Origin of the sequence: uncultured Sphingobacterium sp., from assembly GCF_964277905.1 — a bacterium.
In the GTDB taxonomy this organism is placed as follows: domain Bacteria; phylum Bacteroidota; class Bacteroidia; order Sphingobacteriales; family Sphingobacteriaceae; genus Sphingobacterium; species Sphingobacterium siyangense.
The window spans coordinates 1,075,887-1,089,081 of record NZ_CAXYKD010000048.1; the positions used below are offsets into that span (position 1 = coordinate 1,075,887).

Here is a 13,195-nt window from a genome sequence, read left to right on the forward strand (position 1 = left end):
TTGACAGTATTTGTTAAGATAATCAAAGCATGTTATGGAACATCAACATAGTTATGATGCACAAGGCAGACAGCTTTGTTGTACACAGACAGAAAAAATATATAGTCAGGCGGGAGCTGAAGACCTTATTGGGAAAGCTCCGGCTTCCAGTCATGGTCATGATCATAGCCATGATGAGGACGGTCACGATCACTCAACGGCAGGGGCTAGTCAGATGCAGTTATTTCTACCCGCGCTAATTTCTTTTATTTTGCTCATTGCAGCAATAGCGATGGATAATTGGATTGCGCAAGCATGGTTTAAGGATTGGGTTCGTTCGGGCTGGTATATCGTATCTTATCTGCCTGTTGGGTATCCTGTAATCAGAGATGCCCTAAAGAGTATTGCTAAAGGGGAAATCTTTTCGGAGTTTCTTTTAATGAGTATTGCTACGATAGGAGCTTTTGCGATCAAAGAATACCCAGAAGCTGTGGCGGTGATGTTATTTTACGCCGTAGGCGAGGTATTTCAGACTTTAGCGGTGAGTAAAGCTAAAAGTAATATTAAGGCACTACTGGATCAGCGTCCGGATGAAGTGACGATTTTGGAGAATGGAAAGAGCAAAGTAATCAAAGCCGCAGACGCAGGTATCGGAGCAATTGTTCAGCTGAAACCTGGCGAAAAGCTCGGGCTCGATGGTGAATTGCTGTCTGAACAAGGCGCATTTAATACTGCTGCGCTAACTGGCGAGAGCAAGCCAGATACAAAAATGAAAGGTGATGTTGTGCTGGCAGGAATGATTAATATGAACACGGTGAGCCTAATTCGGGTGACAACAGCTTATCAAGATAGCAAACTGAGTAAAATCCTTGAGCTTGTACAGAACGCCACAGCTCAAAAAGCGCCTACTGAACTTTTTATCCGCAAATTTGCTAAGATATATACCCCAATTGTCGTGTTTTTGGCTATTGGAATTTGCCTCCTGCCGTACTTGTTTGTCGACCAATATGTATTTAGCGACTGGTTGTATAGAGCACTCGTATTTTTAGTGATCTCCTGTCCCTGTGCACTCGTCATCTCAATCCCTTTGGGGTATTTTGGTGGAATCGGTGCTGCGAGTAGAAATGGTATACTTTTTAAAGGCAGTAATTTTTTGGATGCGATGGCAGATATCCGGCATGTGGTGATGGATAAAACCGGAACAATGACTGCCGGCGTTTTTAAGGTGCAGGAAATTAAGCTGCAGGCTGGTTACGACGAGGCAAGAATTTTAAAGCTCGTCAATAAAATAGAGAGCCATAGCAGCCATCCAGTTGCAACAGCGATTAGGGAATATGCAGGTGCGATCGACGAGTCTATTAATCTCCATAGTATAGAAGAAATCGCCGGACATGGATTAAAGGCAATTACTGAAGGCAAAGAGTTGCTTGTGGGTAACTTTAAATTGCTGGACAAATTTAATGTAGCCTATGATATCGATCCGAATAGTATCGTATATACGACCATTGCCATCGCTTTGGACGGGAAATTTGTAGGATTCATGACCATCGCTGATAGCATTAAAGCAGATGCCGCGTTTACAATTCAGCTACTGCATAAGCTCGGTGTAAAAGCGACGATGTTGAGCGGTGATAAGACGACGGTAGTCGCCTATGTTGCCAAGGAACTTGGAATAGATCAGGCCTACGGCGACCTGCTTCCGGAAGATAAAGTGAATAAGGTCAGGGAAATAAAGGGGCTAAACGAATCTGTTGCTTTTGTTGGTGATGGCGTTAACGATGCTCCGGTCGTTGCACTGAGTGATGTTGGAATAGCGATGGGTGGACTGGGCAGTGATGCGACGATCGAGACGGCCGATGTCGTGATCCAGGATGACAAACCTTCGAAGATTCCAATGGCCATTCGCATTGGGAAACAGACAAAAAAAGTTGTTTATCAGAATATAGGCCTTGCTTTTATAGTCAAAGGGATCGTGTTGATTCTTGGAGCTGGAGGTTTGGCAACAATGTGGGAGGCTGTATTTGCCGATGTTGGCGTATCTTTAATTGCGATATTGAATGCCATTAGAATTCAAAAAATGAAATTTTAACAATTGGCGCTATGTTACACCCGCCTTTTCATTGGACGAAATGAAGGGCGGGTGTATTCCTATTTTTATTCGCTATCATTTATATGTACTAAATATATTAGTATATTTGAGCATGCAGATCCACGAAGTGAATAGCTTATTTTTTAAATTACCTTTGTAAGGTATTACCTGCTGTTAAAGTGATGACGAAAGAGCAAATTGCCGGATTGCTTGAAGGGGTACCCTCTGCAGTCGGCGTATATTATATTTATGATAAGCATGACGCGCTAATTTATGTCGGCAAGAGTATCGATATTAGAAATAGGTTATTGCAGCATTTTAGAAGCACAGATTTTAAGGAACGCAAAATCCAAGGAGCAGCCTGCAGAGTTGGATTTGAACTGACAGGTCATGAATTACTAGCGCTATTGCATGAATCTGACCTGATCAAAAAATATCAACCCTATTATAACCGGGCGCAGCGTCGAACATACTATGGATTTGGCCTTTATCTAGCAGTGAATCCATTGGGCTATCAAGTTCTTCAAGTTGAGGCGCTTGATCCCGAGCGAGAAGAGCTAATGACCTTTTCGAGTTACCAGGAGGGGCGCGAGCAATTATTCAATATTGTGGAAGCTTATCAGCTCTGCCAAAAAATAAACAAATTACAGACGTATACGAAACATTGTTTTCAATATATGTTGAAGACCTGCAAAGGGGCATGTATTGCGCAGGAGCTTCCAGATGACTATAATCGAAGAGTGCAGGAATTTGTAGCCTCTTCGGATCTTCCGATGGGCGAAATATTTTTGGAGTTCTTAGGACGTAATCCCAAAGAAAAGGGACTTGTTTACTTGTTGGATGGTCGGTATAAAGGATTTGGCTACTGTAATAAGCGTGTATATAGCGAAAAGAAAAAGCGAGAAGCCATCATCTTCAAAGCGGAAAACAGAGACGTTAGACGTATTTTGAGACGTTACTTCAAACTCAACCCTGTTTAGATTTTTAACAACAATAATTTACTGGTCTACTAAGCCAGTAAATTATTATTTTACCTTCGGTAAGAACTTTTTGTCGTTCTCATCGGAATCTTTATAGTAGGCTCGGGCTTCGTCCAGTTTATGTTGCATTTCTTCACGTACCTTTTGGTATGCTTGTATATTGTATACATTCTGCATTTCCTGTGGATCTTTCTCTAGATCGTATAATTCCCACTCATCTTTGTCATAATAGAAATGGATCAGTTTGTACCTTTCGGTACGAATTCCATAGTGTCGTTTTACCATATGAATGGAAGGGTACTCATAATAGGTATAATATACTGCATCGCGCCATTGTTTTTCTTTTCCATTGAGCAGACCACGAAAAGATTTTCCCTGCATATCTTTCGGGATTGCAAGTCCTGCATAATCTAGGATTGTGGGGGCAAAATCAAGATTCTGAACAAGTGCTTTTGAGGATTGGCCAGCTTTAATTTCTGCTGGATAGCGGATCAATAAGGGAGTTCGGAGCGATTCTTCATACATAAAACGTTTGTCAAACCAACCATGTTCACCCAGATAGAACCCTTGGTCTGAGGTGTAAATGACAATTGTATTTTCGTCGAGTCCATTGTCTTTCAAAAATTCCAATAGACGTCCAACACCGTCGTCCACCGCAGCAACAGTACCCAGATAATCCTGCATATAGCGTTGATATCGCCAGCGCATCAGGTCTTCTTTGGACATGTTGCGATATTTCATCTTAAAATCTGCCATGATTGGGTTGTAGATTGAATCCCATGTTGCGCGCTGCGCTGCAGTCATTCTTCCTAGGTTTCCATTGAAGGCAGCTTTATCCCAGGATAGATATTCTTTTAGTCCCAATTCATCCATTAGCGCAGGAGGTATCTTGTTGTCACCAGCCCAGTTCATGTGTTTAAGGATATTCATTTCAGCGGTTTTAGCAGCAGTTCCTCTTCCTTCGTAGGTGTCGAATAGATTATTCGGTTCTTTGTAGGTTTTTGATGTATATTGTTGAAGATGTCGCAAAGCCGGTAGCCACTCTCGGTGTGGCGCTTTTTGATGATAGAGCACACAGAAAGGTTTGCTGGTATCTCTTTTAGCGATCCAATCTAAGGTCATATCGGTGGTGAGATCCGATACATAGCCTTGTATTTGTTGTTTTACACCATTGATAATAAAGTTTGGATTATAATATTCGCCTTGGTCAATAAGGACCGCTGAGTGGTTAAATCCCTGGGGTAGGCCATCCATATGGATTTTACCGATTAATGCCGTTTGATACCCATTTTTTTGGAGAATCTTGGCAAAGTTGTCCTGATTCCAATCGAATTTTGCCTCATTATCAATTTTCCCATTCATATAACTGTGCTTCCCAGTTAGGAGTACAGCCCGACTGGGTGCACATAATGAATTTGTCACGGTCGCACGTGTGAAAATGGCACCTTCCTTTGCTAATCTGTCGATATTGGGAGTTTCGTTCAATCCGTAACCATAAGCGCTGATCGCTTGATAACCATGATCATCACTCATGATATATACAATATTTGGATGCTTTTTTGCCTGGCCTTTTTGTGCCAATGCCCAAAAAGGTACAAGTGTGTACAAGGTGAAAGTAAGTATATAATGATGCAGTTTCATGGTTAAGGTTTGAATGTGTTATGCTGATCGATTTTACCTTAGGCTAATATAGGTGTTTTCATTGAGACAAAGACGGTGCTATTAGTTTAATGATAGGTTGTACTATTTAAATGATTTGTTTATTAAATTATTCTGATAGAAATTTGTGTTATTAATAATTTTACTTATATATGAAGAAGAGTTTATTAGCACTTGCACTGGGGGGATTGGGGATAGGAATTACCGAATTTAGTATGATGGGGATGCTACCGGACGTTGCCCAAAGTCTGCAAGTTTCAATTCCGGAAGCTGGTTATCTCATTACAGCTTATGCCTTAGGTGTAGTTATCGGTGCCCCACTGTTGGTGGTTGTTATGAATCGATTCTCGCCACTTAAGACTTTGATTATCCTCATGGGATTGTTTACCCTATTTAATGGACTGTCTGTGGTTGCTCCAGACTATGGTCTTTTGTTGGTATCGCGTTTTATTTCGGGATTGCCACATGGTGCTTTCTTCGGAGTAGGGTCTGTTATTGCCAGTCGATTGGCCGATCCTGGTAAAGAAGCGCAGGCTGTAGCGACGATGTTTTCCGGATTGACAGTTGCCAATTTATTTGGAGTTCCATTGGGTACCTATATTGGACATCATTTTTCATGGCGTTATACTTTCCTATTGATTGTTATCGTCGGTATTTTGACCATGTTAGCCTTAAAGTTGTGGATGCCTAAGATGAAAGCAGCACCTAAAAATAATCCTTGGAAGGACTTTGGCATTTTTCGCAATGTGAATGTTTGGTTTATGGTTTTGTTATTTTCTGTAGCTCCAGGAGCGCTGTTTGCCTGGATAAGTTATATAGCTCCGCTGATGACTGAAGTGTCTGGTATTGCTGATAAATACCTGCCTTATATTATGGTTTTGGCTGGATTAGGTATGTTTGTGGGGAATTTGATCGGAGGGAAGTTGACGGACGCTTTTTCTTCAACAAAGGTGGTTGTAGCCGTACTGGTGGTTCAGATTTTATGTATGTTGGTTATTTATGGGCTGTCCGATAACGTTTGGGTATCCTTGGTGATGACTTTTTTAACCGGTGTCACAACTTTTGCGCTCGTACCTTCGTTAACCTTATTATTGCTTAACTCGGTAAAAAGTGATGCTGAAATGTTGGTTGCCTCTTTAGGACCTGCTTGTTTTAATATTGCGAATGCATTGGGTGCCTTTCTAGGTGGTGTACCCATTAATCAAGGCTACGGTTATACTTCTCCAGCCTTGGTTGGTGCGGTTATGGCAGCTTTAGGAATCGTAATTTCCCTATGTTATATCCGACGAAGCAAAAAGCAACCGGCTGTGGCTGCCAAAGAGGTTCTTGAGGATGCCGTAGGTCAGCTTTCGTAGCGTCCATTATGTTGTCTTGAAATTTGCTATCGGTCTTAAAAAAATAACGTATAGAATTGGTGTTAACCTAGATTTCCACCAATTCTATTGAAGATAGACTGAAATTGAACATCGATATTTTCACCCAGGTACATGTGCTTGCCCTGGCGTTTTATTGGATATCCTTGAAGCCTTATTCCAGGGTCGAGTGGCGCTGTGTCAAGGCATTTGAGGAATGGATTGGAACGACATTGACCTTTGAACTTGAACCTCAGCAAAAGGGATGTATGCTGCTGTTTCACCATGATGGCTGGACAAATTATAGTGCGGAATTCGCTTCCTGTAGTTTTGATTGGGCACTATTTTTCAGGAGTTTAAAATTTTTCTGTGAAAAAGGAAAGGGTTTTCCTTATCCCGAATTTAATGTGTAAAATTCCTGAAGGGGCATAGTTTATTTCTGATATAAAACGGGATTATTGCAATAGCTCGGCAATCGCATGCAGATAGTCTTTATTTTTAGAAAAATCATTATGTCCTTCCTTTGCCAAACGTATCAATTTATCCTGTTTTTTAAAGAAGTTACTCAGTTTAATGGAAGAATCAAAATAGACGGCATTATCCTGGTCTCCGTGGAAGATGATCGTTCTACATTTTACTTTTTGCAATGCTGCAGCATTGTCGAAATAAAAGGGGATCCCGCTTGTATCGAGTTCAGGAGCGACATGTTGTGTCCAATCTTGAAAACTATAGTAAGGTGCCTGAAGAATAAGCATTTTTGGAGAATTATGCGAAGCAATAGTTGAAGCAAGTGCCGTGCCCATAGATTGACCGATTATGATAATGTGATCTTCCGGATACTGTTGTGTCAGCTTATCATAGACCGTTTGCAGATCACGATAAAGTAGTTCTTCATTGGTTACTTTACCTTCACTTTTTCCGTAACCTCGGTAGTCCAACATAAAAATATCATATCCGTTATCAGTATAGATATTGGCAATTTTACCCCAGGTATCTACAGCCCCATTACTGCCATGCAAATAGAAAATTAGTCCTTTGCTCTTGTCTGCCTTAAACAAGATTCCGTGGAGTTTAACATGATCTGCTGTTGTGATAAATTGTTCTTCAAATTTGCCCTGAAAGCGGAACGTGGAATCTTGGAGCTTTTTACCTGGAAACAGTTGTTCTTCAAGTATTTCATTCCAGTTTGGTTTCACTTTAGATTTATTGTTGGATTGCGCATGTACTACGGGGTATAAAAAGATGAATAGCAGGAGTACTAGTATTGGACGTAACCAAAGGTGACGGTAGAATTTTGTTAATGTGCCAGTATTGTTCCAGTGCATAAGGATACTTGGTCTATGATTTTTATTGAAGTTACATATTTCTATGGCATCTAGAAAATGTGGGATTACTAGTTTTAACAGTATCTTTTCTTATAAACTTAATCTAGGTTAAGTTTATGCCTTAATCCAGGTTGTTGGAAGCAGGCTTCTTCTTGTCGTACCTTTGAGATAACAATTTAAAATGAAGTGAATCAATTTAGGCTTCAACTTAAATTCATCAAGAACGATAAAAAAGGAGATCATAATATGAAAAAATCAATTGAAAGAATTTTCGAACGTCCAGCTCAACCGGGTATGGTGGGAGATGGATTTCGTGTATTTAATATGATACCAGGGAATGGGATTTCCCAAAAGAGGATGAGTCCATTTCTTTTACTGGATTTCAACGCAGCATTTGATTTTGGACCTTCGGATCATATCAGAGGTGTGGATGTACATCCGCATAAGGGATTTGAAACTGTTACTATCGCCTACAAAGGTAGTGTAGCCCATCACGACAGTTCGGGAAACAGCGGAGTTATTCGTCCGGGTGATGTACAATGGATGACTGCCGGTGCGGGTATATTACATAAAGAATACCACGAAGAGGAATTTTCAAAAAAAGGTGGATTGTTTGAAATGGTTCAGCTCTGGGTTAATTTACCAGCGAAAGATAAATCAACGGAGGCACATTATCAGGCGATTACAGCCAATCAGATGGGGAAGGTACTATTGCCTGATGCGGCAGGGGTAGTTAATGTCATCGCGGGGAAATTTCAGGATACGGTAGGGCCAGCGAACACCTATACGCCTGTCAATCTATTTGATATCAAATTGGCGGAGCAACATGAAACTAACTTTTTAGTTCCGCAAAATCATAATACTGCGATGCTGGTTGTGAATGGGGAGGTCGAGGTCAACGGTGAACTTGCGAAGGAACATAGTTTTGTTTTATTTGGTCATGATGGTGAAGAGATCTCGATAAAGGCCCAAAAAAATGCGGTTTTACTTGTATTAAGCGGTGAGCCCATTGATGAACCTATCGTGAGCTATGGCCCATTTGTAATGAATACACAGGCAGAGATTTACCAAGCCTTTGAAGATTTTCAGGCTGGTAAGTTTGGTGTACTTGAATAAATGAAATAAGTTTTCATTCATGGCCTACATTTATAACATGTAGGCCATGAATGGATATCATCATATAGAAGATTTTCTGTTAACTAGCTTTTCTTTAGATTATGGTGTTCAACGACTAAGAAAAGTTTTTTGGCCGTCTGTCGTAGCAGATATGGATGATGAGAACCAGTAGTGTACAACAAAAGCCTGTCAATACCACGCCATTCCATTGAAAGTATTTCCAAGCGAGAGAGGCCAAGTAACTACCCAATGATCCACCCGCAAAGTAACTAAACATATAGACTGTATTTAGTCGGTTGGTTGCCCCTAGATTTAAGGCAAAGAAAGCAGATTGATTGCTGATATGCATTGATTGTAAACCCAGGTCAATTAAGATTACACCAGCTATTAATCCGATATAGCTATTCCCCCCGATGTAGAATACAATCCAGCTCAATAGCAGGATAAATATGGAACCAAGAATAACGGTATACGTAGAAACACGCGTTGAAATCCGGCCGACCAATGCTGCTGCTAGAGCGCCAACAGCCCCTATTAATCCGAAGGATCCGGCTACAGCGGACCCCGCGTGGAAAGGAGCTTCCTGTAAATGAAATACTAATGTAATCCAAAAAGCACTGAATCCCGCAAAACCTAGGGCACCTCTGAGTGCAGATAGCCGTAATACCGGTTGAGTTTTTGTCAGATGGATCAATGAGTGCATTAATTGTAGATAACTTCCTTGAAATGTCGGATTCACATCGGGGAGTGCGAAAGCTAATAATAACATGAATAGAACCATTAACGCTATCGCTATATAATAGATCGCTTGCCATCCCCAGATATCACCAATAAATCCTGCTGCGACGCGGGAGAGCAGAATACCTAATAGTAAGCCACTCATGACCATTCCGATTGAAGAATTGCGTTTTTCGGGAGTAGCAAGTTCCGCCGTAAGGGGGACGAGCATTTGGGGAACGACCGAGCTAAATCCAACCATAAAGCTTGCGATATAAAGCAGCTCGAGGCTGGGAGCGAAGACCATGGCCAATAAGGAGGCTATGATGAGCAGAAATATTGATAATATTAATTTCTTTCTTTTTATCATATCTCCCAAAGGAACGATAAAGAGTAGCCCTGTTGCAAAACCGATCTGGGTGAGCATAGCGATCATACTAATTGCAGCTTCACTAACGTGAAAGTCTTTCGCCATCAATCCCAAAAGAGGTTGATTATAATAGTTGTTGCCGACTACTATTCCAGTTGTCAGGGTAATAAGCCATAAAAGAGGCTTCGTAAGTACAGGTGTATGCCGCTTTGAGTCTACGTGAAGCTCTATGTTTTGATTTGTTATGTCTGTTGTATGTATCATTTTGAATTTTATTTCCTTGGCTGCAAATTTACAGCGATCAGTAATGGAGGAATTGAAGAATTCGATCCATGAATTGAAGAATTGAAGTTTGATTAACCTAAATTGATCCAGAAGTTCGATAATTATGTGCTGGATTAGCTATTGTGTTGCTGTTTTTTGACTTAAGTCATGGTTTTTCAGTTGCGAGGCGATTAGTTTTGGGACTTAAATTTTTTATCAAATGACAGAACTCGAGCATATTATTTGGATTTCTATTATTTTAATTGTGATCACATCAGTTAGGAGCCGTTTAAAACTAGCACTCCCCATTTTATTGGTTATCGTGGGACTTATATTGAGTTTGGCACAGTGCTTTCCGGTATTGGCGATTAATCCCGATATAATTTTTAATATAGTTTTGCCGCCAATTTTGTTTGATGCAGCCTGGAATACATCTATTCCGGATTTCAAACGGCAATTTTCTAAGATTTCTTTATTGGCAGTCGGACTGGTATTGATTACAACTACTGTTATTGCAGTTGTTGTTCATTCGATCATTCCAGGATTTAACTGGGCGATCTCCTTTGCGTTAGGGGCAATTATTTCGCCACCGGACGCGATAGCAGCGACGAGCATTGCGAAGGATCTTCCCCTATCGAGAAAATTAATCACGCTTCTTGAGGGGGAAAGTCTGCTTAATGACGCATCCGCATTAATTGCATTTAAGTGTGCGATTATAGCATTGGTAAGTGGTGGTTTTTCATTTTGGAATGCTGGATTACAGTTTGTGGTAATGGGAATAAGTGGAGTGGCACTAGGTTTGTCGATCGGTTATGGGTTTGTAAAATTACATCGCTTTCTCCATGGCAATAGTAATGTCGAAACCTTTGCTGTGCTGTTGTTACCATTTGCGACATATAGCCTTGCTGAACATTTAGCTGCTTCAGGGGTGCTAGCTGTCGTCAGTTTAGGGATGTATATCTCCTGGAATTCCTTTTCCTTATTTAGCTCAGCAAGCCGTTTACAGATGAGCCATTTTTGGGATGTCATTATCTTTATTCTAAATGGACTCGTTTTTTTGATTTTAGGCATGCAGCTTCCCCACATTGTTGAAGCAATACCTCGTTCAGAAATAATCGTTCTGACTTTGTACGGCTTCTTGATCTTCTGTCTGTTAATTCTGATACGCTTAATTGTGACCTACTTTTTTCCGCTGTTTTCTTGTCGGGAAGATAAAGAGGATGCAGCTTTTCAATGGCGATTTCGAAAGGAGTATATTATTTTGTCTTGGTCGGGTATGCGCGGGGTTGTTTCACTTGCTACCGCATTTGCATTGCCTTTATATGCAAACAATGGTTCGCTCATTGCACAGCGAAATACCGTTCTCTTTCTTTCCTTTGTTGTCATTATTTTCACGTTAGTTATTCAAGGAATTAGTTTGCCTCAACTTATTAAGCGTATTACTCCCAAGCCGAACAAACAGGATAAGGGGAAAGAACTAAACGATTTATTGATTGAGCGTTCGTTAAGCTATTTGGAAAGTCTGGAAATCGACAGACCATTAGTGCAAGAAGTCGTACAAAAGATGCAAGTAAAGTTGCAAAATCAAAGGGAAGAACCTAACGACATGAAGAGATCTATCAAAGACATTATCTGTAGGGATGAGTGGCGAGCATGCTATTTTGACATCGAACTATCTATGATTCAAGTGCAGCGAAAAGAACTTGTGAGAAGCTATCAAAAGGGGATTTATCCCTTGGAAGATGTTAGGAAAAAGGAATTTGAACTTGATTTATGGACAGCAAATATTTATCAAGAAATGAAATTGTAGGTGTTTGCTGTTTTTGACTTAAGTCAATGTTTATTGTTTTTAATGGATAGATCTTTGTCATCAAATAAGCCAGCCTCAGTTATTCGGAAAGAGGCAGGATAATATAGAATGATATGAAAAATTTGTTAACAATGTTTGGGGATGATCCCATAGCAAGAGTAGAAAAGGCATTAAAGGATTTACAGGCCGGTAAAGGGGTTCTTCTTATCGATAATGAAGATCGAGAGAATGAGGGGGATCTTATTTTCTCTGCCCAAAACATGAGCATACCGGATATGGTACAAATGATCCGGTATTGTAGTGGTGTTGTCTGTCTTTGTCTCACCCATGAGAAAGCGAATGAATTAGACTTACCTTATATGGTGTCAGCTAATTCAAGTCCTTACCAAACGCCATTTACAGTATCTATCGATGCAAAGATAGGGGCAACTACGGGGCTCTCGGCTTCCGATCGAATTGCCACAATACGGGCGGCCTGTGCGCAGGATGCCAAACCGGGGGACCTTGTTCGCCCAGGTCATATCTTTCCCTTGCGGGCGCACGCGAACGGAGTATTGGGTCGCGATGGTCATACAGAAGGCAGTATCGATTTGATGCTTATGGCGGGTTTAGAACCGATGGCTGTCTTATGTGAATTGATGAATGAGGATGGGACAATGGCGCGTTTGAATGAGGTCTCAGCATTCGGACTGAAACATAATCTTACCGTATTATCTATTGAGGATATTGTTACCTATAGAAAGCTAAATAGTAATCATCGAAAAACAGTATATGAATCAGACAAACACTAAAAAAATAAGATCGTTATTCCGCGTTGGCCGAAAAGAGTACCTTACACCACATCTTATCCGGGTAATATTTGATTTAACAGATGAGCAGCTCGGCTTATTGGCCGAAGTCAGTTCGGGTTCAAATAACAAGCTTTTCGTTCCGTTGCAGCACAATGCGCAAGAAGTAGTCGTCAGAACTTACACCAATCGTAAAATAGATCTTTCTAACAGAGAATTGCATATCGATTTTGTTGTTCATGGTGATAGCGGTCCTGCATCTGCTTGGGCAATCAAGGCGGAAAAGGGCGATCAATTGGAAATTGGCATGAAGGAGAGCAAAAGAAAATTGGTTCCCCAGGTAGACTGTTACCTGCTGGTTGGAGACACAACAGCTTTACCGGTTATTGCTGCAATATTAGAAGAGCTTCCAGCGACGGCTAGAGCAAAAGTAATTATTGAGATTCCGGCAAAAGAAGACGAGCTTGTATTGTCCTCAGCCTGCAGTGCACTCATACAATGGTGTTATAATCAGACACCAGAACAAGGGAGTAATCTCGCTGAATATGTTAAGAAAGCCGACTTTAGGGCGGATGATCAAACGAGTTATATCTTTATTGCTGCGGAGTATGCCATTGTGAAAGAATTACGTCATTACTTTCGGGAGGAAAAAGGGAGAACTTCACAGGACCTATATGCCTGCGCATACTGGAGAGTGGGGCATGCAGAAAGTGAACTTATGAATTTAAATGAGCCGATCTAGTTCT

General features: G+C 40.9%; 11 protein-coding genes. 8 read left to right on the forward strand and 3 right to left on the reverse strand.

The genetic code is table 11. The features are described 5' to 3' along the window. The first annotated feature begins 34 nt into the window (after window positions 1-34). Together ACHWSC_RS26445 and ACHWSC_RS26450 are read left to right on the forward strand one after the other, a co-directional pair. Window positions 35-2,068 carry a heavy metal translocating P-type ATPase gene (locus ACHWSC_RS26445; RefSeq protein ID WP_394678870.1) on the forward strand — a complete coding sequence of 678 codons (2,034 nt, stop codon included), beginning with the start codon at window positions 35-37 and terminating at the stop codon, window positions 2,066-2,068. 182 nt (window positions 2,069-2,250) lie between these two features. Further along, window positions 2,251-3,048, forward strand: a complete 798-nt coding sequence (locus ACHWSC_RS26450; protein ID WP_120335918.1) for a GIY-YIG nuclease family protein — start codon at window positions 2,251-2,253, stop codon at window positions 3,046-3,048. A 45-nt stretch (window positions 3,049-3,093) separates the two neighbouring features. Here ACHWSC_RS26450 and ACHWSC_RS26455 read toward each other — a convergent pair whose 3' ends face one another. Next, window positions 3,094-4,689 carry a sulfatase gene (locus ACHWSC_RS26455; RefSeq protein ID WP_394678871.1) on the reverse strand — a complete coding sequence of 532 codons (1,596 nt, stop codon included), beginning with the start codon at window positions 4,687-4,689 and terminating at the stop codon, window positions 3,094-3,096. A gap of 170 nt (window positions 4,690-4,859) precedes the next feature. Here ACHWSC_RS26455 and ACHWSC_RS26460 point away from each other — a divergent pair, with 170 nt between their 5' ends. Further along, entirely contained in the window at window positions 4,860-6,062 is a 1,203-nt protein-coding gene (locus ACHWSC_RS26460) for an MFS transporter (protein WP_394678872.1), read from the forward strand. A gap of 104 nt (window positions 6,063-6,166) precedes the next feature. Further along, window positions 6,167-6,472, forward strand: coding sequence for a hypothetical protein (locus ACHWSC_RS26465; RefSeq protein WP_394678873.1), 306 nt, complete (start codon window positions 6,167-6,169; stop codon window positions 6,470-6,472). A gap of 42 nt (window positions 6,473-6,514) precedes the next feature. On the opposite strand, the gene ACHWSC_RS26470 is transcribed toward ACHWSC_RS26465, so the two are convergent. Then, on the reverse strand, window positions 6,515-7,384 hold the full coding sequence (locus ACHWSC_RS26470) for an alpha/beta hydrolase (RefSeq protein ID WP_394678874.1): 870 nt from the start codon (window positions 7,382-7,384) through the stop codon (window positions 6,515-6,517). A 246-nt stretch (window positions 7,385-7,630) separates the two neighbouring features. Between ACHWSC_RS26470 and ACHWSC_RS26475 the strand changes: the two genes are divergently transcribed. Continuing rightward, a complete protein-coding gene (locus tag ACHWSC_RS26475; RefSeq protein ID WP_394678875.1) occupies window positions 7,631-8,500 on the forward strand; it encodes a pirin family protein in 870 nt (289 codons plus the stop codon). A 115-nt stretch (window positions 8,501-8,615) separates the two neighbouring features. Here the strand turns inward: ACHWSC_RS26475 and ACHWSC_RS26480 are convergent, their stop codons facing one another. Continuing rightward, on the reverse strand, window positions 8,616-9,851 hold the full coding sequence (locus tag ACHWSC_RS26480; RefSeq protein ID WP_394678876.1) for an MFS transporter: 1,236 nt from the start codon (window positions 9,849-9,851) through the stop codon (window positions 8,616-8,618). Between the two features lie 220 nt (window positions 9,852-10,071). Between ACHWSC_RS26480 and ACHWSC_RS26485 the strand changes: the two genes are divergently transcribed. The 3 genes from ACHWSC_RS26485 to ACHWSC_RS26495 all read left to right on the forward strand — a co-directional run bounded on the left by ACHWSC_RS26485 (window position 10,072) and on the right by ACHWSC_RS26495 (window position 13,191). Continuing rightward, the gene (locus tag ACHWSC_RS26485; protein ID WP_394678877.1) at window positions 10,072-11,661 is read left to right on the forward strand and encodes a Na+/H+ antiporter; all 1,590 of its coding nucleotides are present in this window, start codon (window positions 10,072-10,074) and stop codon (window positions 11,659-11,661) included. A gap of 113 nt (window positions 11,662-11,774) precedes the next feature. Beyond that, a complete protein-coding gene (ribB, locus tag ACHWSC_RS26490) occupies window positions 11,775-12,452 on the forward strand; it encodes a 3,4-dihydroxy-2-butanone-4-phosphate synthase (protein WP_286751850.1) in 678 nt (225 codons plus the stop codon). Beyond that, on the forward strand, window positions 12,433-13,191 hold the full coding sequence (locus tag ACHWSC_RS26495) for a siderophore-interacting protein (protein WP_070564305.1): 759 nt from the start codon (window positions 12,433-12,435) through the stop codon (window positions 13,189-13,191). Before ribB ends, ACHWSC_RS26495 begins: the two co-directional genes overlap by 20 nt. Window positions 13,192-13,195 lie beyond the last annotated feature (4 nt).

Bases quoted from the DNA above. Each gene is read 5' to 3' on its own strand.
- ACHWSC_RS26480 (WP_394678876.1), bottom strand. From the start codon at position 9,851: ATGATACATACAACAGACATAACAAATCAAAACATAGAGCTTCACGTA.
- ACHWSC_RS26470 (WP_394678874.1), bottom strand. From the start codon at position 7,384: ATGCACTGGAACAATACTGGCACATTAACAAAATTCTACCGTCACCTT.
- ribB (WP_286751850.1), top strand. From the start codon at position 11,775: ATGAAAAATTTGTTAACAATGTTTGGGGATGATCCCATAGCAAGAGTA.
- ACHWSC_RS26485 (WP_394678877.1), top strand. From the start codon at position 10,072: ATGACAGAACTCGAGCATATTATTTGGATTTCTATTATTTTAATTGTG.
- ACHWSC_RS26460 (WP_394678872.1), top strand. From the start codon at position 4,860: ATGAAGAAGAGTTTATTAGCACTTGCACTGGGGGGATTGGGGATAGGA.
- ACHWSC_RS26475 (WP_394678875.1), top strand. From the start codon at position 7,631: ATGAAAAAATCAATTGAAAGAATTTTCGAACGTCCAGCTCAACCGGGT.
- ACHWSC_RS26450 (WP_120335918.1), top strand. From the start codon at position 2,251: ATGACGAAAGAGCAAATTGCCGGATTGCTTGAAGGGGTACCCTCTGCA.
- ACHWSC_RS26495 (WP_070564305.1), top strand. From the start codon at position 12,433: ATGAATCAGACAAACACTAAAAAAATAAGATCGTTATTCCGCGTTGGC.
- ACHWSC_RS26455 (WP_394678871.1), bottom strand. From the start codon at position 4,689: ATGAAACTGCATCATTATATACTTACTTTCACCTTGTACACACTTGTA.
- ACHWSC_RS26445 (WP_394678870.1), top strand. From the start codon at position 35: ATGGAACATCAACATAGTTATGATGCACAAGGCAGACAGCTTTGTTGT.